This is a genomic window from Campylobacter subantarcticus LMG 24377, from assembly GCF_000816305.1.
In the GTDB taxonomy this organism is placed as follows: Bacteria; Campylobacterota; Campylobacteria; order Campylobacterales; family Campylobacteraceae; genus Campylobacter_D; species Campylobacter_D subantarcticus.
Window position 1 is genome coordinate 1,308,613 of sequence record NZ_CP007773.1, and the last position, 23,867, is coordinate 1,332,479.

General features: G+C 30.6%; 28 protein-coding genes. 11 read left to right on the forward strand and 17 right to left on the reverse strand.

Features of this window, described 5'->3' with window-relative positions; genetic code table 11:
* Window positions 1–83: 83 nt before the first annotated feature.
* The 3 genes from CSUB8523_RS06770 to CSUB8523_RS06780 are packed head-to-tail and all read right to left on the reverse strand — an operon-like array spanning window position 84 to window position 2,931.
* A complete protein-coding gene (locus CSUB8523_RS06770; RefSeq protein WP_043020009.1) occupies window positions 84–2,201 on the reverse strand; it encodes a heavy metal translocating P-type ATPase in 2,118 nt (705 codons plus the stop codon).
* Window positions 2,194–2,385, reverse strand: coding sequence for a heavy-metal-associated domain-containing protein (locus tag CSUB8523_RS06775; protein ID WP_039664268.1), 192 nt, complete (start codon window positions 2,383–2,385; stop codon window positions 2,194–2,196). The genes CSUB8523_RS06770 and CSUB8523_RS06775 overlap by 8 nt, the downstream gene beginning before the upstream one ends.
* Complete coding sequence (locus tag CSUB8523_RS06780; RefSeq protein WP_039664269.1) at window positions 2,386–2,931, reverse strand: GNAT family N-acetyltransferase; 546 nt, start codon at window positions 2,929–2,931, stop codon at window positions 2,386–2,388. It abuts the gene before it with no gap.
* A gap of 81 nt (window positions 2,932–3,012) precedes the next feature.
* Here CSUB8523_RS06780 and CSUB8523_RS06785 point away from each other — a divergent pair, with 81 nt between their 5' ends.
* The 6 genes from CSUB8523_RS06785 (at window position 3,013) to CSUB8523_RS06810 (ending at window position 6,793) form a co-directional block, all read left to right on the forward strand.
* A complete protein-coding gene (locus CSUB8523_RS06785) occupies window positions 3,013–3,720 on the forward strand; it encodes a YebC/PmpR family DNA-binding transcriptional regulator (protein WP_043020010.1) in 708 nt (235 codons plus the stop codon).
* 9 nt (window positions 3,721–3,729) lie between these two features.
* A complete protein-coding gene (locus CSUB8523_RS06790; RefSeq protein ID WP_043020011.1) occupies window positions 3,730–4,212 on the forward strand; it encodes a peptidylprolyl isomerase in 483 nt (160 codons plus the stop codon).
* 49 nt (window positions 4,213–4,261) lie between these two features.
* Window positions 4,262–4,690, forward strand: a complete 429-nt coding sequence (locus tag CSUB8523_RS06795) for a hypothetical protein (RefSeq protein ID WP_043020012.1) — start codon at window positions 4,262–4,264, stop codon at window positions 4,688–4,690.
* A gap of 49 nt (window positions 4,691–4,739) precedes the next feature.
* Entirely contained in the window at window positions 4,740–5,345 is a 606-nt protein-coding gene (locus CSUB8523_RS06800) for a DedA family protein (RefSeq protein ID WP_043020013.1), read from the forward strand.
* A 162-nt stretch (window positions 5,346–5,507) separates the two neighbouring features.
* The gene (locus CSUB8523_RS06805; protein WP_039664274.1) at window positions 5,508–6,284 is read left to right on the forward strand and encodes a threonine/serine exporter family protein; all 777 of its coding nucleotides are present in this window, start codon (window positions 5,508–5,510) and stop codon (window positions 6,282–6,284) included.
* The gene (locus tag CSUB8523_RS06810) at window positions 6,281–6,793 is read left to right on the forward strand and encodes a threonine/serine exporter family protein (RefSeq protein WP_039664275.1); all 513 of its coding nucleotides are present in this window, start codon (window positions 6,281–6,283) and stop codon (window positions 6,791–6,793) included. Before CSUB8523_RS06805 ends, CSUB8523_RS06810 begins: the two co-directional genes overlap by 4 nt.
* 2 nt (window positions 6,794–6,795) lie before the next feature.
* Here the strand turns inward: CSUB8523_RS06810 and argS are convergent, their stop codons facing one another.
* The 12 genes from argS to mnmG form a co-directional block, all read right to left on the reverse strand.
* On the reverse strand, window positions 6,796–8,391 hold the full coding sequence (gene argS, locus CSUB8523_RS06815; protein WP_043020014.1) for an arginine--tRNA ligase: 1,596 nt from the start codon (window positions 8,389–8,391) through the stop codon (window positions 6,796–6,798).
* Between the two features lie 9 nt (window positions 8,392–8,400).
* Window positions 8,401–8,640: a twin-arginine translocase TatA/TatE family subunit gene (locus CSUB8523_RS06820; protein WP_039664277.1), complete on the reverse strand. Its 240-nt coding sequence runs from the start codon at window positions 8,638–8,640 to the stop codon at window positions 8,401–8,403.
* A 1-nt stretch (window position 8,641) separates the two neighbouring features.
* On the reverse strand, window positions 8,642–9,256 hold the full coding sequence (locus tag CSUB8523_RS06825; protein WP_043020015.1) for a deoxyguanylate kinase / guanylate kinase: 615 nt from the start codon (window positions 9,254–9,256) through the stop codon (window positions 8,642–8,644).
* Window positions 9,253–10,656 carry a hypothetical protein gene (locus tag CSUB8523_RS06830; RefSeq protein WP_043020016.1) on the reverse strand — a complete coding sequence of 468 codons (1,404 nt, stop codon included), beginning with the start codon at window positions 10,654–10,656 and terminating at the stop codon, window positions 9,253–9,255. Before CSUB8523_RS06830 ends, CSUB8523_RS06825 begins: the two co-directional genes overlap by 4 nt.
* A gap of 57 nt (window positions 10,657–10,713) precedes the next feature.
* The gene (fliR, locus tag CSUB8523_RS06835) at window positions 10,714–11,484 is read right to left on the reverse strand and encodes a flagellar biosynthetic protein FliR (protein WP_043020017.1); all 771 of its coding nucleotides are present in this window, start codon (window positions 11,482–11,484) and stop codon (window positions 10,714–10,716) included.
* Window positions 11,471–12,106, reverse strand: a complete 636-nt coding sequence (locus CSUB8523_RS06840; protein WP_043020018.1) for an ABC transporter ATP-binding protein — start codon at window positions 12,104–12,106, stop codon at window positions 11,471–11,473. Before CSUB8523_RS06840 ends, fliR begins: the two co-directional genes overlap by 14 nt.
* Window positions 12,107–12,108: 2 nt before the next feature.
* Complete coding sequence (gene tsf, locus CSUB8523_RS06845) at window positions 12,109–13,185, reverse strand: translation elongation factor Ts (RefSeq protein WP_039664282.1); 1,077 nt, start codon at window positions 13,183–13,185, stop codon at window positions 12,109–12,111.
* Window positions 13,185–13,970, reverse strand: a complete 786-nt coding sequence (gene rpsB, locus CSUB8523_RS06850; RefSeq protein ID WP_039664283.1) for a 30S ribosomal protein S2 — start codon at window positions 13,968–13,970, stop codon at window positions 13,185–13,187. Before rpsB ends, tsf begins: the two co-directional genes overlap by 1 nt.
* Before the next feature lie 172 nt (window positions 13,971–14,142).
* Entirely contained in the window at window positions 14,143–15,270 is a 1,128-nt protein-coding gene (locus CSUB8523_RS06855; RefSeq protein WP_043020019.1) for a ubiquinol cytochrome c oxidoreductase, cytochrome c subunit, read from the reverse strand.
* A gap of 2 nt (window positions 15,271–15,272) precedes the next feature.
* Window positions 15,273–16,517 carry a ubiquinol cytochrome c oxidoreductase, cytochrome b subunit gene (locus tag CSUB8523_RS06860; RefSeq protein ID WP_043020020.1) on the reverse strand — a complete coding sequence of 415 codons (1,245 nt, stop codon included), beginning with the start codon at window positions 16,515–16,517 and terminating at the stop codon, window positions 15,273–15,275.
* Between the two features lies 1 nt (window position 16,518).
* Complete coding sequence (locus tag CSUB8523_RS06865) at window positions 16,519–17,022, reverse strand: ubiquinol cytochrome c oxidoreductase, 2Fe-2S subunit (protein ID WP_039664286.1); 504 nt, start codon at window positions 17,020–17,022, stop codon at window positions 16,519–16,521.
* A 163-nt stretch (window positions 17,023–17,185) separates the two neighbouring features.
* Window positions 17,186–19,042: a tRNA uridine-5-carboxymethylaminomethyl(34) synthesis enzyme MnmG gene (gene mnmG / locus CSUB8523_RS06870; RefSeq protein WP_043020021.1), complete on the reverse strand. Its 1,857-nt coding sequence runs from the start codon at window positions 19,040–19,042 to the stop codon at window positions 17,186–17,188.
* Window positions 19,043–19,164: 122 nt separating this feature from the next.
* Between mnmG and ribE the strand changes: the two genes are divergently transcribed.
* From ribE to CSUB8523_RS06885, 3 genes are read left to right on the forward strand one after another with little or no spacing between them, the layout of a single operon-like run.
* On the forward strand, window positions 19,165–19,773 hold the full coding sequence (gene ribE, locus CSUB8523_RS06875) for a riboflavin synthase (RefSeq protein WP_039664288.1): 609 nt from the start codon (window positions 19,165–19,167) through the stop codon (window positions 19,771–19,773).
* Window positions 19,737–20,405, forward strand: a complete 669-nt coding sequence (gene pgeF, locus CSUB8523_RS06880; protein ID WP_039664289.1) for a peptidoglycan editing factor PgeF — start codon at window positions 19,737–19,739, stop codon at window positions 20,403–20,405. The genes ribE and pgeF overlap by 37 nt, the downstream gene beginning before the upstream one ends.
* Before the next feature lies 1 nt (window position 20,406).
* A complete protein-coding gene (locus tag CSUB8523_RS06885; RefSeq protein WP_039664290.1) occupies window positions 20,407–20,613 on the forward strand; it encodes a hypothetical protein in 207 nt (68 codons plus the stop codon).
* Window positions 20,614–20,615: 2 nt separating this feature from the next.
* Here the strand turns inward: CSUB8523_RS06885 and CSUB8523_RS06890 are convergent, their stop codons facing one another.
* Together CSUB8523_RS06890 and dccR are read right to left on the reverse strand one after the other, a co-directional pair.
* Entirely contained in the window at window positions 20,616–21,839 is a 1,224-nt protein-coding gene (locus tag CSUB8523_RS06890) for a sensor histidine kinase (protein WP_039664291.1), read from the reverse strand.
* A complete protein-coding gene (gene dccR, locus CSUB8523_RS06895) occupies window positions 21,832–22,497 on the reverse strand; it encodes a two-component system response regulator DccR (protein ID WP_043020022.1) in 666 nt (221 codons plus the stop codon). Before dccR ends, CSUB8523_RS06890 begins: the two co-directional genes overlap by 8 nt.
* A 135-nt stretch (window positions 22,498–22,632) precedes the next feature.
* Here dccR and CSUB8523_RS06900 point away from each other — a divergent pair, with 135 nt between their 5' ends.
* Together CSUB8523_RS06900 and CSUB8523_RS06905 are read left to right on the forward strand one after the other, a co-directional pair.
* Entirely contained in the window at window positions 22,633–23,220 is a 588-nt protein-coding gene (locus CSUB8523_RS06900; protein WP_052242999.1) for a bacteriohemerythrin, read from the forward strand.
* A gap of 77 nt (window positions 23,221–23,297) precedes the next feature.
* Window positions 23,298–23,861, forward strand: coding sequence for a bacteriohemerythrin (locus tag CSUB8523_RS06905; protein ID WP_039664293.1), 564 nt, complete (start codon window positions 23,298–23,300; stop codon window positions 23,859–23,861).
* Window positions 23,862–23,867: the final 6 nt, after the last annotated feature.

Genomic DNA, 23,867 nt, shown 5'->3' on the forward strand with positions numbered 1-23,867 from the left:
AAAACCGCAATTGCAATTCATTATGATACTCCTTTTTGTTAAAATTATATTAATATAATAAATATTAAACAAAACTAAAATATCTAACGCAATCTTAAAGAATTAACTACAACTGTTACTGAGCTAAAACACATTGCTAAAGCTGCCAAATGTGGACTAAGACTTATAAATGGCACAAATCCTGCCGCAATGGGAATACACAAAGCATTGTAAATAAAAGCCCAAAAAAGATTAAGTTTGATGATATTTTTAGTTCTTTGAGACAGCTCAAAACAATAAGCTATCAACGATAAGTCATCTTTTATTAAAATCAAATCTCCACTTTTTTTAGCAAGCTCACTTGCTTTAGAAAAACTTATGCTTGCGCTAGCTAAATTTAAAGCAGGAGCGTCATTGATACCATCTCCTATAAAAAGAACTTTTTCTTTTTTGATTTTTTCTTTTATGAAATCAAGTTTTTGACTAGGTTTTAAATCAAAATAATATGTATCGATATTAAGCTCATTTGCTATTTTTGTAACACTTTTTTTATTATCACCACTTAAAATAATACTTTTTATATCTTTTTGTTTTAAATTGGCTATCAAGTCTTTAGCTTCGTTTTTAAGTTTATTTTTTAAACAAACCCCGCCAAGACAAATATTATTTTTTGCAAAATACAAACATATAGGTGCTTGATCTTCAAATTCTTGCAAAAATTGCTTGCTTTTTTGTATATCAACATCATTTTCAAGCATTAATTTTTCATTGCCTATTAAATATTTATCTTCATTTTCCTCATAAAGCAAACCACTACCCACCAAAACACTTAATTTTCCTTGCAAATTTAAATTTACATTCAATTCTTTAATAAAAGCCTTTGCGATTGGGTGCGAGCTTAAATTTTCAATTTGCGTAAGTTTTTGAAAATCTTCTTGAGTAAGATTATGTTTGTAAACACTTAAATCATCTTGGCTTAATGTGCCTGTTTTATCAAAAATAGCAAGTTTTATGCTAGATAAACTCTCCAATACCGCTGGATTTTTCACTAAGATAAAATTTCTTGCACCATTTGCTAAAGCACTGACTATAGCTATAGGAGTTGCTAAGCCTAAAGCGCAAGGACAAGAGATTAAAAGTGTAGCACAAGCATATAAAAATGCTACATTTATCCCTTCTTTAAAATACCAAAAAGCAAACACAAAAAATGAAAAAATAATTATGCATGCTACAAAATAAGCTGAAATTTTATTCGCTAAATTAGTCAAAGGAGTTTTGACATTACCTGCTTTAAAAACAAGATCCTTGATTTGCTCTAATGAACTTTCAATCGCTTTTTTACTAGCTTTAATCTTTAAACTTCCATTAATCAACACAGTTCCTGCTAAAATTTCATCATTTTGCTTTTTCAAAAGCGGTAAAAACTCTCCTGTTAAAAAACTCACATCAACTTCAGCCTCACCTGTGATAATCACCCCATCAGCAACAACACTTTCTCCCTCTTTTACCAAGATCACATCGTTTTCTTTCACAAAAGCACTAGGTATGCTTTTTATGCTTCCATCTTCTAAGATTATATTAGCTTTTTTAACATCTATGTTTTTTAATTTGTTTTGATATTCTAAGGATTTAAATTTGACCTTTTCTTCTAGATATTTACCCAGCAAAACAAAGCTTATAATCATCGCTCCACCACTAAAATACAAATACCCATCTTTACTAAATACCCCAAAATACACAAAAAAAGAATATGCAAAAGAAGTAAAAGCTCCCAAGGATATCAAGGTATTCATGTCTAAATTTTTATGTTTTAATCCTTTAAAAGCATGGATAAAAAAATCTTTTCCACAACCAAAAATCGCTACCATAGATAAAAACATTTGAATCAAAGCAGAAGTATTGCTTTGAATAAACATTTCAAAATACATCACAATAGCACTTAAGATTATGCTTGTAATAAGCTTTATTTTCATATTTTTAAGTTCTTGCACTTTAAATTCATATAAATTTTGCTCTTCATGCAATACTTCAAAACCAAGTGCTTTGATTTTTTCTTTTATTTTTTTCTCCAAAGATAAATCTTTAAGCAAAAACACTCCACTAGAATTCACATAAGAAACACTTACATCTTCCACCCCATCAATTTTTGCACAGACTTTTTCTACGGCATTAGAGCAATTAACACAGGTCATATTGCCTATTTTTAATCTTATCTCATGCATTATCTATTTCAAAACCCAAATCTTGTAATTGTTTTTTAAATTCTTCAACCTGCTCTGCTTTTAAATCAATCTCAATACTTTTTGTTTCAACATTAATTTGCATAGCACCAAATTCATCTTCCAAAGAAGCTTTGATCAAATTTACACAACTTTGACAGTTGATATTTTTAGTCTTGATAATCACTCATTCTCCTTTTTCTCTATATTCGTATAAATGTGAATGAAAAATTTTATTTTTTATTAATTTAAAACCCATTTTTTCATAAAGTATTTTTGCATTGATATTTTCATCTTCAACAATCAATGAAAGTTTTTTACCATTTCTCAAAGCTTCATTAAAGGCATATTCAATCAATTTCTTAGCAATACCCTTTCCCCTAGCTTTCTCATCTACACAAATGCTATCTAAATAAAACTCATCTTCGCATTCTTTTAACACCTTTTCGTTAATGCCTAAATTTTTTAAATGTTCATTTAAAGGCATATCTAGTTCATCTGCCATAATTCCATCATAAAAACAAATCGCACCCAAAATTTCCCCATTTTCTTCATATACGCATACATTTTCATAACTTAAACGATTATTCTCTTGGACAAAAAAGCCCTCTAAAACTTCTATGGCTTTTTGATACTCATCATATCCACTAAGCTTATAAATAAAATGATCCATCGCCAAAGCAAGTAATTGAATGCATTTTTTCACATCAGTTTTTCTAGCTTTTCTTACCACTCTTTTACTCCTTTTAAAATCAAATTTAGAGTTCTTAGTTTATACTTTTAACTTTAAAACAATATAAGAAAGAGAGAATTTATGGGAAGAGCGTTTGAATACCGCAGAGCCTCTAAAGAAGCAAGATGGGATAAAATGAGCAAACTTTTTCCAAAACTTGCAAAAGCAATACAAGTAGCAGCAAAAGAAGGTGGAGCCGATCCTGACATGAATCCAAAGCTTCGTAGTGCTATTGCTACTGCAAAAGCCAATAATATGCCAAAAGATAATATCGATGCGGCTATTAAAAGAGCTAGCGGTAAAGATAGTGCTGATATTAAAAATATCCACTACGAAGGAAAAGCTGCGCATGGTGCGTTGATCATTGTTGAATGTATGAGCGATAATCCTACTCGTACTGTAGCAAATGTAAAAGCAATTTTTAGTAAAAATGGCGGAGAAATTTTACAAAATGGCTCTTTGACTTTTATGTTTTCACATAAGGCTGTTTTTCATCTTGAAAAATACGATGGAGATCTTGAAGAACTCGAGCTTGAGCTAATCGATGCAGGACTTGAAGAGCTTGAGCAAAATGATGAAGAATTATTGGTTATTGGCGATTATACTGCTTTTGGTGAGCTTAGTAATGCCATAGAAAAAAAAGGATTGGTGCTTAAAAAAGCAGGACTTGAATACCTTGCTAACAATCCTGTAAGTTTCAACGAAGAACAACTTCTTGACATTGAAAAATTGCTTGATAAATTAGAAGATGATGATGATGTACAAGCAGTTTACACTAACATAGAATAGGAATAAAAAATGCTTAAAAAAATCGATACAAAAGATGCTAAAAAATACAACTTTGCCATCATTAGCACTGAAAAAGGTGATATGAAATTAGAATTATTTCCTGATGAAGCACCACAAACAGTATGCAACTTCGCTAATTTAGCCAATGAAGGTTTTTATGATGAACTTGTTTTTCACCGTGTGATTCCAAATTTTGTTATCCAAGGTGGTTGTCCTTATGGTATAGGCTCAGGTGGTCCTGGCTATGAGATAGAGTGTGAGTGTGATGATCAAAAACACCAACACTTAAGAGGTAGTTTGTCTATGGCTCACGCTGGTAGAGATACAGGCGGATCGCAATTTTTCATCTGCCACAGCCCACAACCTCATTTAGATGGCGTACATACCATATTTGGACAAATCAACCCAGAAGATAAAGAAAGCCTAGAAGTTTTAGATAGCATTAGAGCTGGAGATAAAATCAAAACAATCCAAATTCTAGAAAAATTTTAAACTTTTTTCTCCTTAAAATGTGTTATGATACATTTTAAGGAAGTTAAAAATGCATTTTATTTTTATTTGTATTCATCTTATTTGTGCTATATGCTTTATCGCTTATGTGTTTTTTGATATATGTGTTTATCGTTTTGCCTATAACCATGAAAGCAAAGAAGATTGCGATAAAATCAAAAAAGCTTATACAAAATCAAGTGTTATTATCTTTGCTAGTATTTTTATCTTGCTTTTATTGAGTGGATTTTATCTTTTAAGTTTTTATGAATTAAATTCTTTTTGGGATTTTTTTCAAACCAATTTTGGTGTATTTTTATTGATTAAGCTTCTATTACTGGCTACAATGTTGATTTTAACATGTTATTCTTTATTTGTTATCAAAATTTTAAAAAGAAAAGATCCTTTAAATTCACATCTAATTGCTTTAATTTTGTGTATTTTTATTGTTATTTGTGCAAAAGCAATGCTGTATTTTTAATGCATTAAAACTAAATTTATATCATTAGCTTAAAAAACAAAGGTTGTTTATGCTTAGTGATATGATTAATTTTTTACTTACCCTTGCAAAGGATTGGGGTTATTGGGGGATCATCTTTCTTATGTTTGTCGAAAGCTCATTTTTTCCTTTCCCTAGTGAAGTAGTGATGATACCTGCTGGATATTTAGCTCATCAAAATGAACTTAATTTTTGGCTATGCTTACTTTGTGGAACTTTTGGAGCACTTTTGGGAGCTTTGCTTAATTATTATTTATGTTATTTTTTAGGACGTAATTTTACTTTAAAAATATGCAAATATTTTGGGGTTAATGAAGCAAAATTTGCACAATTTGAAGCATTTTTTAATAAGCACGGCGAGATATCAACCTTTAGTGGAAGATTAATCCCTGGTTTACGCCAATATATCTCTTTACCTGCAGGATTAGCAAGAATGAATTTGAAAAAATTTATATTTTACACTAGTTTAGGTGCAGGAATTTGGTGTCTAATCTTGCTTATATTAGGCTATGTTTTAGGACAAAATGAAGATTTAATCAAAGAATATTTATATTTGGTTATTATCGCGTGTATTGTTTTTATAGCAGTAATCATCGCTATTTACATCTACTTTCAAAAAAAGAAAAGCCATATTTAGCTAGGTACATCTTAAGTGATAGCTTAAGATGTTTATTAATCTTAAAAAATAATATCAAGTGGATCAACTTATAAAAATTGAGTTTAAAATATTTTAGAATTTATTAAATTTTATGGCTTAATTTTGATAAAATCTTTAAAAATTATTTTATAAAGATTATTTATGGAAAAACCATCAATTCAAAATCTAACCAATTTTTTGATTGAATATATCAGTATATTTTTAAGTGCGGGAACTTATACTGCTAGAGTTTCAAAATGTGTTAGCAGGATAGCTAATGCCTATGGTTATGAAATTAACATGAATTTTTTCTTTCACCACACCACACTTAATATTTTCGATAAGGATGATAACTCCATACAAAGAACCTATATCATACCTAATAAATACAGTCATATTAATTTCAAACTAATTTTAGAACTTAGCGCATTAAGCTGGCAAATTCACGATCATCAATACAATCTAGAAGAAGCTAAACTTTCTTTGTTAAAATTAAATCAACACCAAAACACTTCTTTTTTAGCCAACTTGTTTTTTGTTTCCATAGCTAATGCTGCATTTTGTAAACTTTTTGGTGGTGATTTATATGGGTGTTTGTTTGTATTTTTAGCCACCATAGTCGGTTTTAGCCTGAGAATTTCACTCACAAAAATCAAAATAGATTTAAGAATTCAATACATTCTTTGTTCGTTTTTGTCCTCTTCTATTGTCTTTTTAGGAGTTGACTTAAAGCTCATACAAGAAGCTAATGTTGCCTTGGGTTCTAGTATTTTATATTTAATTCCTGGGGTTTATTTTATAAACTCCATTATTGATATTTTAAAAGACCACATACTCATGGGCTTTAGTCGCATTATTAGCGTGGCTATACTTGTTTGCTGTATAGCGATTGGAATTTATACTACTTTGAGTATTAATGATTTTGGGATTTTAAGATGATTGATTATGGTTCTATTTTTTGGGATATGTTTTTTGCAGCTTTGACAGGATTTGGTTTTGCTTTTGTATGCAACCCTCCTTTTAAAACTCTCATACTTTCAGCTTTTTTAGCTGCTATTGCACATGGGCTACGCTTTACTCTGATGGCTTATTTTGGTTTTCAAACTTTAGCTATTGCTACTTTTATAGCTTCATTTAGTATTGGATGTCTTGGCTTATTTTTAGCAAAAATTTTCAAAACACCCGCTGAAATCATAGCTTTTCCTGCACTTATACCCATGATACCTGGAATTTATGCTTATAAAGCAATTTTATATCTTATTTCATTTATACGTTCAGAAAATATCAACGAAAAAACTAATTTCTTAATCCAATTTTTTGATTATTTCTTAACAACTCTTTCAGTAACACTAGCACTAGCAGTAGGTGTAAGCGTGACTTTATTATTATTTTTTGAGCAAAGCTTTATGATGACAAGAAATGCAAAAAAAGGTAAAAATCACGACTAAAATCAGTCGTGATTCATTTTATTCTTTGCTTCTATACCCATAAGTGCAAAAGCTGTTTTTATGCTTAAAGCACACACAGCAAAAAGTTTCAAAAGCTCATCTTCGTTGCTTGATCCCACAACTTTATTTTCATTGTAAAATTTATGAAATAAAGCAGCTAAGTTTTTTAAATAATCAGGAATTTTTTGCAACGCTCTTGACTCAAATGCATCATTAAACACTGCTTTTAAATTTAAACTTTCAAACAAAAGATTCATACCATCTTCGTTAAGATTTTCAAATTTAGCATGTATTACATCATCAACACTTTTACCAGCCTTTGCAAATACTTGATGAATTCTTGCATGAGCATAATTAATATAATACACAGGGTTGGAACTGTCTTCTTTTTTAAACTCATCAACATCAAATTCTAGATGCGTATCGCATTTTTTACTAATAAAAATATACCTTAATACATCACTTCCTAGCTCTTCTAAAACATCACCCATTAAGATGAAATTTCCCGCTCTTTTACTCATCTTATAAGGCTCGCCATTTTTCAACAATGAAACCATTTGCGCCAAAATAATCTCAAGTTTTTGACTATCATGTCCTAAAAACTCCATAGCAGCTTTCATTCTAGCTATATAGCCATGATGATCAGCTCCCCAGATATTGATACATTTATCATAAGAACGACTCATTTTATCTTTATGATAAACTATATCAGCTGCCAAATAAGTTCCCTTTCCATCATCTTTAATAATCACACGATCTTTTTCGTCACCTTTAGCACTCGAAGCAAGCCAAATTTTGCCATCTTGCTCATAGGTGCCACCGTGTTCTTTTAAAGCTTTTAAGGTGTTTTCTAACTCACTATAATAACTTGTCTCACTCACATAAGTATCGATTGTTATTTTCGCATCTGCTAAATTTTGCTTAATGATTTTTAGCATTTTATCTTTAGCCCAAAGAGCTAGTGGTGCGATATTGTCTTCAGTGAAAAAATCTTTTTCAAATTCAACAAAAGCTTCTTTTGCGGTATCTATGATATATTCACCTTTGTAATATTCTTCTGGGTATATCACCTGCTCATTTAAACAATGCTCTTTCACCGCAAGCAATATAGAAAGCCCTAAAAGATAAATTTGATTTCCCGCATCATTAACATAATACTCTGTATCAAATTTATATCCTAAATGTCTAGCAACTCTAGTTAAGGTATCACCAAAAATAGCACCTCTAGCATGCCCTATGTGCAAAGGTCCTGTTGGATTAGCGCTAACATACTCTAGTAGAAAACTTTCGTTTTTTGCCTCATCTTTGGCAAAATTTTCTCCATCGCTCAAAGCTTGTGTTGCTAAAGAATTTAAAAAAGACTTAGAAAGTTTAAAATTAACATAACCATTTAAAGCTTCTACACTTTCAAAACACTCACAGTCTTTTAGTTTAGCAACAATATCATTAGCAATCATCATAGGATTTTGCTTCAACTCTTTAGCCAAAGAAAAAGCCAAAGGTGTTGCAAAATGGGCTAAATTTTTATTTTTAGGATTCTCTAGGATAAAATCTCTTCCTAGTTTTTCTTTGATTTCCTTATAAACTAAAGTTTTCAATTTTATACCTTAAGCTTTTTTTACTTCTTCATTGTTTTCTTTTACAAACACATCTTTTTCGTTGATTTTTTCAATTTTATGCGCATTATCTTGAACGATTTTTTTATCATCATCGGTATTCATCTCATCTTTAAAGGTTTTAATACCCTTTCCCAAACCCTTAGCAAGTTCTGGAATTTTTTTAGCACCAAAAAGCAACACTACTATCAGTAAGATAATCAACCATTGGGTTCCACTTGGCATATGCATTTTATTCTCCTTTATTCCATTGAATTTGAATTTGTTTTAAATCATGTTTTTTACTTTTTAACTTTGAAGCTTCAAAAATTGCTTCTAGTTGCTTATAGCTTTTTTCAAGATCATCGTTAATAATTAAAAAATCATACTGATCTAAATAAGCCATTTCATCACTAGCATTTTCCAATCTTTTGCTAATATCTTCTATTTTATCAGTATTTCGCTTAAGCAATCTTTTTTCAAGCTCTTTTTTATTTTTTGTGGTAATAAATACTGAAGTGATGTAATCTGCCATTTTTTTTCTAGCAATGCAATACCCTTGCACATCGATATCAAAAACAACGCTTTTGCCTTCTTTTAAAGCCTGTTTTACAGGTATCAATGAGGTGCCATAGTAGTTTTTATGCACCAAAGCCCACTCTAAAAACTCGCCTTTTTCAATACCCTGTTTAAATTCTTCTTGGGTGATAAAATAATAATCCACTCCATGTTTTTCGTTTTCTCTAGGAGCTCTTGTTGTACTTGAAATAGAAAAATAAATATTATCTTTTTCTTTAAAAAGCCTTTGAAGCAAGGTGCTTTTACCCGCTCCACTTGGCCCTGAAATGATCAAAATCTGCCCGCTCAATGTTTATCCTCATCAAAGCTTATATTGATATTTATATTCATCTTCATACCTTTTAAAGCTGCTTTTAAGGTATCATCAGTGATACTTGAAGTGATAGTTTGTGCTATGCTTTTGCTTAACTCATTCACCATTTCATCATCTTGTGGCTCTTGCGATTTTTCTATATTGCTTGTCTTTTCTTCTTTAGCGGCTAAGCTAGCTACAGCTAACTCTTCGCCCAAAGCAAGCATAATATCACTTTCGCTTAAATTTGCAAATTCATCTTGCTCATCTAAAATTTCGCCCATATTTTCCTCTATATTTTCCTCTACAATGCCACCTAACTGCTCATCATCATTATCACCAGGCTCTTGGTTATCAAAATCTTGCATTAATTCCTCATCAAGACCATTAAGCTCCTCATCAAGCTCATCAATGGCTGCAAGTTCTTCTTTAATTTTATCTTGAGTACTTAACTCCTCTTCAGGCTCAAAATCCATAGCTTCATCTTCTAAAAGCTCTTCTACTAAAGGCTCTTTTTCATCAACTAAAATTTCTTCATCTTTTTCCTCTCCGATAAATTGAGCATCACCTGGTAAGTCATCAAAATTCATTTCTTTTTCAACCACTTCTTCGACTACAGGTAAGTCTTCTAAAGAATCAAAAGACGCCGGGGTTTCTTCTATATTTTCTTCTATATTTTCTTCTATATTTTCTTCTATATTTTCTTCTATATTTTCTTCTATATTTTCTTCTATATTTTCTTCTATATTTTCTTCTATATTTTCTTCTATATTTTCTTCTATATTTTCTTCTATATTTTCTTCTATATTTTCTTCTTGGAAATCAGCTAAAAGCAAATCATCTTCTAGCTGCTTATCTTCCAATCCACTTGCAGCTAAAGAACCATCCTCTGATTTTAATTCACTGTCTAAACTATCTTCAAAAAACTCTTCTTGCAAGCTTAAATCTTCTTCGCTTAAATTCTCTTCATGCTCAGACAAATCAATACCTTCAAGCAATTCATTACCATCTAAAGGTGTATCTTTATCTATTAACACATCATCTCCATCATCAAAACTTAACTCATCTTCACTCAAATCTTCTTTTTTATCATCAACTACCAAAGCACTATCCTCACCTAAAAGTTCAATAAAGTCAGTAGGTAAAAATGGTTTATACAAGCATTCAACGCCATCTATTTTTTCCTGATTTCTAGGTAATAAATATATCAATCTAGTACATTTATCTTTTAACTCATCTAAATTAGCTTCTATATCATGATCTAATATAATTACATCATAAAATTCCTCGAGTTCATCAGTTGTTAAAACTTCTTCAAAATCATAGCCTAGCTTTTGAACTCCTAAACTAACTAGCTTTGAAACAGCTGTATTAGAATTTATGAGTAAAACCTTCATTATCATCTCCCGTATAAAGAAATATCTTATTTTAAAACATTTTTAATTATTTATTGCTTATATATTAAAAAATAACAACTCCATATGTTCAAAACTTTTAATCATAAGACTTTTAAAATACTGCATCATAATCATCAAAATGGCAATCAATACCGCAAAAGATAAAAATATCTTAATAGGATAACCTACCACCAAAAGATTAAATTGAGGCATAGTTTTCATAAGCATACCAAAAATCACATCTGAAAGCAAAGATATTGCTAAGATTGGAAATGCCATCGAAAAACCCAATACAAAGATATTAACCATAGCTTTATTTAAATAAAGCATTAAATTTTCATGTGGGTAAAATCCACCCAAGCTAATATACTCTAACGAATTAGAGATAAAAAGCAAAATCAAATGGTGTCCATCAAAAGCCAAAAAAACAAGCAAAGCAAGCAAATTTAAAATTTGTGATATCACGGGTGTATTAGCACCGGTTGTTGGATCCATAACACTAGCCATAGAAAAACCCATAGTAAAAGAAACTTGCTCACCTGCCATTTGTAAAATAGCAAATGTCATTTGCAAAATAAGTCCAGCAATCATACCAAAAAGCACTTCTGCTAAAAGATATAAAATAAAAAAAGAATCAGGACTAGTTCCCTCTAGTCTTGCTAATGGATATAAAAACATTGTAAAAAATAATACCAATGTTGTTTTTACCACCAAAGGAATGTTATTATGTGAAAAAAATGGAAAAAAAACAATCAAACCACTCATTCTAGCAAATAAAAGCATGAAAATGACTACATTTTCATCACCTAAATATTTAACAAATTCCATGATTGCTTAAGTGAAATACCTTGTCGCATTTTTTTGCAAGCTCATGATCATGTGTAACAAAAACCAAAGCTGCATTGTTTTCTTTAACATAATCAATCAAAATATCCATAACGTTTAAGGCATTTTTATAATCTAAATTTCCCGTAGCTTCATCAGCAAAAATAATCTTAGGTTTTTTACTCAACACTCTAGCTATACTTACTCTTTGCTGTTGACCACCACTTAGTTTTGTGATTTTTTGATGCATTAAATTTGCAATATCAAGTTTATCTAGTAGTTTATAATCAATACTTTGCTCACTTAAAATACTAGCAAGCTCTATATTTTCTAAAGCCAAAAAGCCTTTAAACAAATAATGCATTTGAAAAATGATACCAAAATCTTTTCTTCGAATTTGCAACAAAGCATCATCATTTAATGCGTAAAGATCTTGATTATGATAAAAAATTTTTCCTGACTGTGGTTTTAATAGAGTGGATAAAATATGCAAAAGAGTGGATTTACCACATCCACTACTTCCTTGTATCGCAATACAATCTTTTGCATTTATAGTAAAATTTAGGTTTTCAAAAAGCGGAATATCAAAACTGTGGCTTAAATTTTCCGCTTTTAAAAGTTCCATTGTTAACCAATTTGAGCAGCAACTTCAGCAGCAAAATCTTCGGTTTTCTTTTCTAAACCCTCGCCTACTTCGAAACGGATGAATTCAACTATTTTAATAGTTCCACCGAGTTCCTTTTCCTTCTCAGCGATTACTTGTTCTATAGTTTTTTTATCATCCATTACATAAAACTGACCCATTAAAGTAAGTCTACTATCAAGTTGAGAGTTGTCTGCGATAAAACTGTTTAATTTACCAGGAATGATATTAGGCCAAATTTTTTCAGGCTTACCTTGAGCTTGAAGTTCAGCTTTAATAGCTTCTTCGGCTGCTTGAATTACTTCTTGAGTTAGCTGTTTTCTACTTGCATATTTTGGAATTTTATGCTCTGGTTTGTTAGGATCTTTTAATCTTCTTCTCTCTTCGTTTTCTTTTTCTAACTCAGCAACTAAAGCTTTATATTCATTCTCTACAAAGTCCATATCAAGTTCTTCATAAGATAAATAACTTGGCTTCATTGCAGCAATATGCATACAAAGATGTTTTAAAAAGTCTCCACATTTACTAGCCGTAGCCTCGCTATCACAAGCAGCAGCGATAACTACACCCACACGACCATTAGTATGAATATAGCCATTTACTATGCCATTGACTTCAGCTTTTAAAGTAGCAAATCTTCTTATAACCAAATTTTCACCAATAGTTGCAATTTGACTTTTTAGATACTCTTCAAATTTAACACCATTAATTTCACTTGAGTGTAATTCTTCTACACTTTGAAGATTTTTACTCTGAATGTGCACTGTCGCATCTTTTGTTAAAGCAATAAACTGCTCATTTTTAGCAACAAAATCTGTCTCTGAATTAATTTCACTTACCGTAGCACATTTAAAATCATCACTTACTTTTACACTAACTAAGCCTTCAGCAGCCAAACGATCGGCTTTTTTATCAGCCTTACCAAGACCTTTTTCTCTTAAAAGCTGTACTGCCTTTTCAAAATCACCATCAGTATCTTTTAAAGCGTTTTTACAATCCATCATACCTGCGCCAGTACTTTCGCGCAGTTCTTTTACCATTTGTGCAGTGATTTCAGCCATTACTCTTTATCTCCTTCAAAATCTTCTTCACTCATAACTTCTTCTAAAACTTCTTTTTTTTCTTCTTCAGAGATCGGTTGTTCTTCATTTGCTTCGCCATCTTGCTCTCTTAAAGCTTTGCCCTCATTGATAGCTTCGGCCATTTCTTGGCAGAAAAGTTGAACTGAACGAATTGCATCATCATTTCCTGGTATTGGATAATCAACTAAATCAGGATCGCAGTTTGTATCTAGCGGAGCAACTACAGGGATTTTTAATCTATTAGCTTCTTGCACTGCGATTTTTTCTTTCACAGTATCGATAACAAAAATCATATCAGGTTGGGTTTTCATATATCTAATACCACCAAGATATGCCAATAATTTTTCTTTTTTTCTAGTAAGCATTAATGCTTCTTTTTTAGTTAAAAGTTTAATGCTTCCATCTTCTTCCATTTTTTCTATAACTTCTAATTTTCTAATTGACTGACGAATTGTTCCAAAATTTGTCATCATACCACCAAGCCATCTATGATTTACATAAGGCATACCACATTTTTCAGCATACTCTTTAATCGCTCCACCAGCTTGTTTTTTAGTACCAACAAATAAAACTGTTTTACCTTCTGCTGCAGCATCACGAACAATATTATATGTATATCTAAAGTATCTAAGTGTTTTTTGTAAATCAATTACATAAATACCTTTTCTTTCACCAAAAATAAATTTTTTCATTTTTGGATTCCATCTTCTTGTTTGGTGCCCAAAGTGTACACCACACTCTAATAAATCTCTCATGCTTACCATGAAATTCTCCTTGAAATAAAATAATTAGGTTTATTCCTCCGCATTCTTTAACCCATAAGCAACCTAATAAGGAAATTAATGCGTGTGAAATGAAAGAATATTATATCAAATTTTATTTTATATTTAGCTTATTATTGAAGAAAAAGAACGCCTAAGGCGTTCTTTGAGCAAATTAGTGTAATTTAGACCAAACTGATCTTTTCCAGCCTATAGCAAAGATACTTAAGATAACAAAGAATATCATGATGTAAATTCCTGTTTGTTCTCTTTCTTCTTTTTTGCTATCGCCAACTTTTTCAAGATAATCTATAACTTGAGTTTGTGCTTTTTCATTTAAACCAACTCTTGGCATAGCTGTACCATGGATTTTCTTTAGAGGCTCATTGATAAAAATATCAAGATAATCTCTTCCTTTAGATCTAATCATCATAGACAAATCCGGAGGAGTCATACCAAGATAGTTTTTCAAATCACTCATATTTGAACTTGAAACAAAACCATCATATTTCACATCATGACATCTTCCACAAGCATTTTCAAAGGTATGTTTGCTTTTTATAAAATCAAATTCTTTAGTTATCAAAGCTGCTTTTTCTTGCTCTGAAAGCTCTTGATTTTTTGCATATTTTTCATCTAATTCAGCTTTTAATTTCGCATCAAAATCTTTTTCATATGCATTAGCTGTATCTTTGAAAAACGCAATTAAATCTGCCAAATCTTGGCTATCTTGCACTTCATCTCCGCTTAAAGGATAAGCAGGCATCAAGAATGGATTTTCATCGTTAAACTTGTGTGAAATTTGTAAAGCTTTCACCGGATCAACAATCAATGCTGCTAAAAATTTCTCATCATAGATAGCACCACTATCACTTAAATCAGGCGGTGTTACACCCAAAGAAGAATCTGTAATAATCGCAGGAATCCCCACCGCTTTAACACCATGACATGCAATACAATTTCCCTCAAAAAGCTCTTTACCTTTTTGAGCATTACCTTTAGTAAAATCAATTTTTGCTATTTTTTCCCACAACTGCTTAGTCGCCTCTTCTTGGCTTTGAGCGAGTTCTAATGCTTTTTGCGCATTAACAATAGCTTTTTCATTACCCGAAGCATTTGCATCAATAGCTGCTTTTTGTTTTACAGCTAATTCATTTTTAGCAAATTCTGCATCAGCTTTTGCGAAATCAAAATTTACTGGTGTTGAAGGAGGGTTCATCACTGAATGTGCATAAGGTTCAACTCCCCAATATACTAAACCTGTGAAAAAGACAACTATAAAAAATATCTTTAATTCTCTCATTATTAGCTCCTTTTTCTTTCCATGATAGTAATAATTGGCAATACCACTAATAATAGCAATAAAAATACCATAGAAGCATAAAATCCTATCCAAGCATTAATTCCTGTTGGAGGAAGCTTTCCATAAACTGTCAACACGATTAAATCTATCAATAACACCCAAAACCATACAAAAAACAATGGTCTTTCATGTGCAGGTTTTACCACATCACTTCTATCAAGCCAAGGCAATAAGAAGAAGATAATTTGTGCTATACCAAATGCTGCAAGTCCTATATCAAACGCTTTAATACTTCCAATATCAAAGAAGAATCCTCTTAATACTTCATAGCTCCATAAGAAATACCACTCAGGATAAATATGAGGAGGGGTTTTTAAAGAGTTCGCAGGATCAAAGTTGATCGGATCCATTGCAAAATTAAATTTAAAACATACCAAATAAAAGAAGAAAATCATAAATAAAGCAATATACATGAAGTCTTTAGCTAAAAATCCTGGCCAAAAAGGAATTACTTTAGAACCTTTTGTATCACCTGCTAAATATTTTTCAGCTTCTAAGTCAAAATCAATTTCTTCTGCGATTTCATTATTAACATGAGGAATTCTCAAAGAATAAAAGTGAAATACAATAATCGCCAAAATCATAATCGGCAATAAACATACATGCAGCATGAAAAATCTTGTTAAGGTTGGATCAGATACCGCAAAATCCCCTCTTATCCAAATAACCAAAGCATCACCTATAAAAGGAATTCCACCAAAAAGTTGTGTAATAACTTGTGCAGCCCAAAAGCTCATTTGTCCCCAAGGTAGCATATAACCACTAAATGCTTCCGCTGAAAAGACAACAAATAAAAGCATACCACTAACCCAAATCATCTCACGGCCTTTTTTATAAGAACCATAATAAATTCCAGTTAGCATATGAATATAGATAATCAAAAACACAACCGAAGCTGCAACACCATGCATATGACGCCAAAGCCAGCCATATTCAACTTCTTGCATGATAGTTTTATTTACACTATCAAAAGCCAAAGCCACATCCGGCTTATAATACATTACTAAAAATAAACCCGAGATAAATAAAATAGCAAAAAGAGTAGTTAAAATAACACCCATTGCCCATAAGAAATTTATTTGTTTTGGTATCCAATATTGAGCCATCAATACATTAAAAAGCTTATTTACAGCTAATCTTTGATCAAGCCAATCTACAATACCGTTAGCTTTTTTTATTTGTGCCATATCAAGCCTCCGCGATCATTTTTTTATATTCAGGACCTTCTTCACCTAATACCAATTTCGTTCCATCGATTCTAAAAGGAGGAATATCCAAAGGTCTTGGAGGAGGACCAAATACATTTTTACCGCTAATGTCAAACTCACCACCATGACACGCACATTTAAATAATTTCTCACTTGGAGCATAAGCTGGAATACAGCCCAAATGCGTACAAAGACCAATAACCACAGTATAAGCAACATCACCAACAACAACATCTCTGTTGCTATCTTTTGCCATATCTGCATCTTTTTTTAAGATAAATATTGGTTTTTTACGCCATTCGATTGTTCTTAATTCGCCCTCTTTCATACCAGAAAGATCTACAGTAGTAATACCTGCTGCTTTTACACTTGGGAGCGGATCCCACGTTTTTTTCATTGCAACTAATGAAAAAGCACCACCCACAGCAGCTACTGTTCCAAAGGCAAAGCCCATAAAGCTTCGTCTACTTTCAGATGTAGCCATTCTACTTCCTTTGTTTTGATTTGTATGTAAAACATAACAGTTTATCTAAAAAATAATAAATTTTTTCTTTATGCAAAAAAGCTTTATTTAAGATATACAAGTGTTTATTTAAAATAATAAGAGTGTATTTATTTTCAAATTAAAACAATAGACAAAGTTAATATCATCTATTGTTTTTCATTTTGATATAAATATGTAAAATATCCAAAGCAGCAGGAGTAATGCCACTAATTTGCGAAGCAGCAAAAATAGTAGGTGGATTAAATTTTTGAAGCTTTTCTACCACTTCATTACTTAAACCACTTACACTTTTAAAATCAAAATTTTCAGGAATTTTTAGCTCATTTAAATTTTTCATTTTTTCAATTTGTGCTTTTTGCATTGCGATATAATGATAATACTTCGCCTCATTTAAGATTTCATTCAAAGAATACTCATCCATATTTTTAAACATCTCATCTAAAGTTTTTAGCTTTTCTGTATTAAAACTAGCTCTTGCGACAATTTTTTGCAAAGTAACAATAGAAGTAATTTTTTCTTCTCCTATGCTTTGTAAAAAATCATTGTTTTGGCTACTTGGAGTCCATGTAGTTTGAAGTAAAAACTCAAGTCCTTTACTAACATTTTGTTTTATATTATCAATATATGCATAATCTTCTTGACTTAAAAGTTTAAAATTATAACCATACCCCCCTAGTCTTAAAATAGCGTTTTCTTCTCTTAGGAGTAGTCTGTACTCAGCTCTTGAAGTAAACATTCTATAAGGTTCTTTGGTACCTTTCATAACTAAATCATCGATCAAAACTCCTATATAAGCCTCATCACGCCCTAGTATAAAAGGCTCTTTTTCATCGATTGCTAAAACCGCATTTATCCCCGCCATAAATCCCTGTGCGGCCGCTTCTTCATAACCGGTTGTCCCGTTAATTTGCCCAGCACAGTATAAATTTTTAATTTTTTTAGCTTCTAAAGTATGTTTTAACTCTGTTGGATCAATATAATCATATTCTATAGCATAACCAAAACGCGTGATTTTAGCATTTTCAAAACCTTTTATACTTCTTAACATTGCAATTTGCACTTCATAAGGCAAAGAAGTAGAAAAGCCATTGATGTAATATTCAGTTGCATCTTTAGTTTGCGGTTCTATAAATAAATGATGACTTTCTTTATCACCAAAACGATTAATTTTATCTTCAATAGAAGGACAATACCTTGGACCTATGCCCTCAATTTGTCCTGTAAAAAGTGGTGCACGATAAAAATTATTTTTAATAATCTCATGCGTAGTGAGATTGGTTCTTGCAATGTAGCATGGAAGCTGATTAGGTTTGAAATTTTTGGTTTTAAAGCTAAATGCCTTAGGATTTTCATCTCCAGGTTGAATTTCTAAAACACTAAAGTCAATACTTTTAGCATCTACTCTTGGACAAGTTCCTGTTTTTAACCTTCCTATTTTCAAACCACTTTGTTTTAAATAATCCCCTAAATTTATAGACGCAAGCTCTCCTACCCTACCTGCTTGAAGTTTGGTTTCGCCTACATGGATAAGTCCATTTAAAAAAGTTCCTGTTGTAAGTATGATTTTTTTGGCAAAATATGTATTTTCTAAATTTGTCTTTACTCCCTTAACCTCATCATTTTCTATAATTAAAGATAAAGCTTGCTCTTGAGAAATTTCTAAATTTTCAAGTTTTAAAAGCATATTTCTAGCACAAATTCTATAAGCATCCATGTCAATTTGCGCTCTACTTCCACGTACCGCAATGCCTTTGCTTTCATTTAAAATTCTAAATTGAATTCCAGCTTCATCGGTAATTTGTCCCATAAGTCCACCCATAGCATCAAGCTCTTTTACTAAGTGTCCTTTTGCTAAACCACCTATGGCAGGATTGCAACTTGCAGCACCAATTTGCTCGATTAAAGTAGTTAAAAGTAAAGTTTTTTTACCCATTTTAGCTGCGGCAGCACTTGCTTCAATGCCAGCATGCCCACCGCCTATTATGATTATATCATACATATTTTGACCTCATTTTCACTAAAAAGGCAAAAATTATATAATAATTTTTAAAATAAAACACTAAAAATGTTTTTGAAATTTAAAAGTTTTAGATAAAATCCCATAAAAATTAAAGGTATTAAATGTTTAACGGATTAATCCGCGAATTAGCCTTTGTCAAATCCTACGAAAACAACACTTTAAGGCTAAAGGCCGCTTACCAACCAAAACTCGGCGATAGTATTGCTGTTAATGGTGCATGCTTAAGTGTGACTAAATTATTTGATGATGGTTTTAATCTTGAGCTTTCTTATGAAACAAGAACTCGCATAGTAGTTGAAAATCTAAAAGACTATGTACATATTGAACCTGCTTTACGCTATGGCGATAGAATAGATGGGCACTTAATGCAAGGACATATTGATGGTATCGGTGAAATTAGCAATATTATCAAAAAAGAAAATGGAGTAGATTTTTATATTAAATGTCCTAATGATATACAAATTTATATGGCAAATAAAGCTAGTATTGGCATAGATGGAGTGAGCTTGACCATCAATGAAGTTTTAAGAGATGGTATTCGTTTAACTATCATTCCTATAACTTTTAAAGAAACCTTATTCAAAACCTATACAATAGGAAGAAGAGTGAATATAGAAAGCGATCTTTTAGCAAGATATACTCATAGACAACTACACTATAAAAAAGAACCTTCATGGCAACAAATAGACAAGATTATATCACTTTATTAGAAAATAATCATTGCAAGGCTTTCATAGCCTTTGATCAAGACTATAATATTTTTAGAGCAAAGATTTATAATAATATTTTTCCTTGGGAAAAAACCATACAAAAATGCATATTTTTAAACCAAATTCACTCAAACATCATCACTTGCTATGATAAAAATTTTCATTTTGATGCTGATGGAGTAATTAGCAATGAGAAAAATGTGGCTTTATGTATTTTAAGTGCTGATTGCCTACCTTTACTTTTATATGATGATAAAAATAAAGTCATAGCAGCATTACATTCTGGTAGAAAAGGTTGTTTTGAAAATATCTTAAAAGAAGCTATTTTGAAAATGCAAGAAAGTTTTAACACTCAAGCAAAGAATTTAAAACTCATTATTTCAGCAGGAATTTGTGCTAAAAATTATAAGATTAATGGTGAAATTTTAAACTACAGTAAAAAAAATTTCGTATCTTTTTTGTATGAAAATATGTTTGATTTAAAAGCGTTAGTTAAATTTCAAGCAAAAGAATTAGGGGTTGAAGATATTTTTGATATTAATCTTTGCACCTTTGACGATAAGAGATTTTTCTCATATAGAGAAAATAAAACTCCAAAGCGTATTGCCAGCGTGATTTATTTAAAGGATTAAAATGTATGAAATAAAAAATTTACTTGCTTTAAAAATTTTACAAAAAGCTAGAGAATTTGGCGATAATGACTTAAGTAATGAAATTTTAATCACTCAAATGCTAAATCATACCCCGCAAACTCTAAACCAAAATGATACTAAAAATTTAAATGAATTTATCACAACACTTATAAATGCTAAAGAAAAAGCTAAAATGAGTAATAAATAATTTTAATTTTTCCAAGTTAAAATAAATTTTGTCCCTTTGTTTAACTCACTTTCTACTTTTATTTTTATATCATGATCTTTACAAATTTTATCGACCAAAGAAAGCCCTATACCAAAACCGCCTTGATTTTCATTAAATCTTGAATAACGCTCAAAAATATTGACCAAATTTTCTTTTGCAATACCACAACCACTATCTTCTATTATAAGTCTTTGCTCTAAAAGCATTATCTTAATATGACCATTTTTTACATTATATTTTATAGCATTGTTAATAAGATTATCAAACATTTTAAAAAACTGCTCTTTATTAGCATAAATTTTTCCGCCATTCTCCAAAACAAGTTCTAAGTTGATATTTTTTTGATCTAAAAATACCTTAAAATACTCCATTCGTTCCTTAATCAAATCTTTTAAAAATATCCAATCTTTTTTAGCTTCATAAGCTTGATAAAAATTCAAAAAAGTTAAATCTGAATACAAATGACTTAAAGTCAAAGCAGCTATTTTTACACGTTTTAAGGCTTTAATCTCTTCAAAATTCTTTTTTCTTTCTAAGCTCTCTACACTCATTAATATTGCACTAATTGGCGTATTAATCTCATGAGTAGTATCTTTTATAAAATTATTTAAAAATCTTATTCTCATTTCTAAAGGCTTCAATGCAAATTTAAGGATCAAATACCCCATTATACTTACAAAAATCAAAGAAAAAACCATAGCTAAAGCTACCTTAAACCTTATAAATCCAAGTTCTTTAGAGATATCAATACCTTGTATCAAAACTCTCAAGCGATTGACATCGCCTAAAACCTCTAAAGCACTTTGACTTTGAGTGTTTACAAGCAATAAGTTATTTAAATTTACATCAGCTATATAAATCAAGGTACTATTATTGTAAATATTTGCACTATTAAGTTTAAAAAAAGTTGTTTGAGCTGGCAAGTCAAGATTAGAAAAATAAACCTTAGTTCTATCAAATATTGCAAATTTTATATTAGAAATTTGAGCAATCTTTTTAGCACCTTTTTCAATAGGCTTAAAACGTAATTTTTCCATTTGTAAAATCACAAAACGATATTCTTGTCTTAATTTTATACTGTGCTCAGTTATTAATTCTTCTATTAACTTTGCATACCATACACCAAAAAGTACTATAAGAACACTTCCTATACTTACTAAATACAAAGAAAGAATTTGCCATGCAACACGCTTGGCTTCATACATAACAATAACCTCTCCCCCTTTGATTAATAATACTATCCTTACCTAGAATTTTTCGTAAATTTTTCACATAAGCCCTTAGACTAAGTTCACTTGGCTCTTGATCATATTCCCAAATTTCTTCAAAAATACAAGTGGTATTTATAAATTTACCTTTATTTTTCAAAAGTAAAGATAAAAGTTTTAATTCTTTCAAAGGTAAAGTTAAAGGCTTGTCATCTTGATATAAAGCTTGCGAAACAAAAACAAATTTAAAACCATTCCCCAAATCCTCGTAGTCTTCATTTTTATGAGCAAAAGAACGTTTTAAAATAGCGTTAATTCTTATTTTTAACTCCTGTAATTCAAAAGGCTTTTTAATATAATCATCACAACCACTTTCAAATCCCTTTTGTAAATCCATAGTGGTATTTAATGATGTCATAAAAATAGCCGGAGTATATTTACCAGCTTCTCTTAAATTTTTAAGCACACTAAAACCGTCTCCCAAAGGAACTTTCACATCTAAAATCCATAAGTCAAAATTTTTCTCATAAGCTTTATCTTGTGCATCTTGTGCATTATCTACTAAAGTAACTATAAAACCTTCTTCTTCTAAAAATTCGCTAACAATTTCCCCTAAATTAATATCATCTTCTAGCAAAAGAATTTGTGTGGCCATTTTTAACCTTTTTATTATTTTTTATTTAAAACATTATATTTTTTTTGTGTAAATTAAATGTGAATTTAGCAGAGTTAAAGCCAAATATTTATAAAATATTAACCATTTTTATAATTTATACTCTTAGGATTTATTATGTTACCTGAATGGGATCAAAAATATAGTATCAATAATGCAAAAATAGACACTCAACACCAAAAACTCTTCGAACTTGCCGCTAAAGCTGAAGAAATTTCTGATAGGCCAATCTACCAAGTAGAACTTAAAAAGCTCATTGCTGAATTTTTCAACTATATTAAAATTCATTTTCAAGATGAAGAAAATTACATGGCTGAAATTAACTATCCTTATTTAAACCAACACAAACTCATGCATAAACAAATCACAAAATCTATGATAAAACTCATACAAAGTATAAAAAGCACTAATGACTTAAAAGAAAAATTATATATAGTAGTTAATTCTTGGCTTATAGAGCATATCATTCAACACGATATGATGATAGAGTATTGGCGTCAAAGTACCCAAGTCAAAAACACCTCAGACACTTTCAAAGAAGAACCACAAAAGCCTAAAAAATTTTTATATCAATGTCAATGCGAAGGAAAAACTCATAAAGTCCCTTATGACATTCATTTAAAAATACAATATTCCAAAGTGCAATTTAAATGCAAAGAATGCTCTGCTAATTTAATTTTATGTAAAGAAAAAATTGAAATTTAACAAAAATTAATCATAATTTAAAATATTGTAAATTATAATGCCTACAAAACTCTGCTAAATATAAATAAGGAGTTAATATGCTACCAAAATGGTGCGATAAATACAGTATTCACAATGATGAAATTGATAAACAACATAAAAAACTTTTCGAACTTGCTGCCAATGTTGAGATGATTTCAGATAAACCCGTTCACAAAGGACAAATCAAATTTTTACTTGCAGATTTTTTTAACTATATGAAAGAGCATTTTACCGAAGAAGAAAAATATATGGCAAAAATAGGTTATCCTGAACTTGCTAATCATCAAAAAATTCACAAAAGTATTATTCAATCCATGATAGATTTAATTCAAAATATCAAAAGCACTAATGATTTAAAAGAAAAACTTAATATAATTGCATCTAAATGGCTTTTAGAGCATATCTTAAGAGAGGATATGAAGATAGAAAAATGGCATCAAGCACAGCTAAATAAAAACAAATCTACACCAGCCACTGAAAATACACAAGAAATTTATGAATACATTTGCTCATGCATGGATAAAATTCACAAAGTTCCCTTTGATGTGCATCAAAAAATTCAAAAAACCAACGCAAGTTACAAATGCAAGACTTGCCAAGAAGCAATAAAACAAAAATAAAGGCTA

What these genes read in the sequence shown, in the direction of transcription:
- mnmG (WP_043020021.1), bottom strand. Translation starts at nt 19,042, where the DNA reads ATGTATGATATAATCATAATAGGCGGTGGGCATGCTGGCATTGAAGCA.
- CSUB8523_RS06805 (WP_039664274.1), top strand. Translation starts at nt 5,508, where the DNA reads ATGGAAAAACCATCAATTCAAAATCTAACCAATTTTTTGATTGAATAT.
- CSUB8523_RS06810 (WP_039664275.1), top strand. Translation starts at nt 6,281, where the DNA reads ATGATTGATTATGGTTCTATTTTTTGGGATATGTTTTTTGCAGCTTTG.
- dccR (WP_043020022.1), bottom strand. Translation starts at nt 22,497, where the DNA reads ATGGCCACACAAATTCTTTTGCTAGAAGATGATATTAATTTAGGGGAA.
- pgeF (WP_039664289.1), top strand. Translation starts at nt 19,737, where the DNA reads ATGGCAACAAATAGACAAGATTATATCACTTTATTAGAAAATAATCAT.
- CSUB8523_RS06785 (WP_043020010.1), top strand. Translation starts at nt 3,013, where the DNA reads ATGGGAAGAGCGTTTGAATACCGCAGAGCCTCTAAAGAAGCAAGATGG.
- rpsB (WP_039664283.1), bottom strand. Translation starts at nt 13,970, where the DNA reads ATGGTAAGCATGAGAGATTTATTAGAGTGTGGTGTACACTTTGGGCAC.
- ribE (WP_039664288.1), top strand. Translation starts at nt 19,165, where the DNA reads ATGTTTAACGGATTAATCCGCGAATTAGCCTTTGTCAAATCCTACGAA.
- CSUB8523_RS06820 (WP_039664277.1), bottom strand. Translation starts at nt 8,640, where the DNA reads ATGCATATGCCAAGTGGAACCCAATGGTTGATTATCTTACTGATAGTA.
- CSUB8523_RS06860 (WP_043020020.1), bottom strand. Translation starts at nt 16,517, where the DNA reads ATGGCACAAATAAAAAAAGCTAACGGTATTGTAGATTGGCTTGATCAA.
- CSUB8523_RS06790 (WP_043020011.1), top strand. Translation starts at nt 3,730, where the DNA reads ATGCTTAAAAAAATCGATACAAAAGATGCTAAAAAATACAACTTTGCC.
- CSUB8523_RS06770 (WP_043020009.1), bottom strand. Translation starts at nt 2,201, where the DNA reads ATGCATGAGATAAGATTAAAAATAGGCAATATGACCTGTGTTAATTGC.
- tsf (WP_039664282.1), bottom strand. Translation starts at nt 13,185, where the DNA reads ATGGCTGAAATCACTGCACAAATGGTAAAAGAACTGCGCGAAAGTACT.
- CSUB8523_RS06830 (WP_043020016.1), bottom strand. Translation starts at nt 10,656, where the DNA reads ATGAAGGTTTTACTCATAAATTCTAATACAGCTGTTTCAAAGCTAGTT.
- CSUB8523_RS06900 (WP_052242999.1), top strand. Translation starts at nt 22,633, where the DNA reads ATGTTACCTGAATGGGATCAAAAATATAGTATCAATAATGCAAAAATA.
- fliR (WP_043020017.1), bottom strand. Translation starts at nt 11,484, where the DNA reads ATGGAATTTGTTAAATATTTAGGTGATGAAAATGTAGTCATTTTCATG.
- CSUB8523_RS06840 (WP_043020018.1), bottom strand. Translation starts at nt 12,106, where the DNA reads ATGGAACTTTTAAAAGCGGAAAATTTAAGCCACAGTTTTGATATTCCG.
- CSUB8523_RS06885 (WP_039664290.1), top strand. Translation starts at nt 20,407, where the DNA reads ATGTATGAAATAAAAAATTTACTTGCTTTAAAAATTTTACAAAAAGCT.
- CSUB8523_RS06905 (WP_039664293.1), top strand. Translation starts at nt 23,298, where the DNA reads ATGCTACCAAAATGGTGCGATAAATACAGTATTCACAATGATGAAATT.
- CSUB8523_RS06795 (WP_043020012.1), top strand. Translation starts at nt 4,262, where the DNA reads ATGCATTTTATTTTTATTTGTATTCATCTTATTTGTGCTATATGCTTT.
- CSUB8523_RS06855 (WP_043020019.1), bottom strand. Translation starts at nt 15,270, where the DNA reads ATGAGAGAATTAAAGATATTTTTTATAGTTGTCTTTTTCACAGGTTTA.
- CSUB8523_RS06890 (WP_039664291.1), bottom strand. Translation starts at nt 21,839, where the DNA reads ATGTATGAAGCCAAGCGTGTTGCATGGCAAATTCTTTCTTTGTATTTA.
- CSUB8523_RS06865 (WP_039664286.1), bottom strand. Translation starts at nt 17,022, where the DNA reads ATGGCTACATCTGAAAGTAGACGAAGCTTTATGGGCTTTGCCTTTGGA.
- CSUB8523_RS06800 (WP_043020013.1), top strand. Translation starts at nt 4,740, where the DNA reads ATGCTTAGTGATATGATTAATTTTTTACTTACCCTTGCAAAGGATTGG.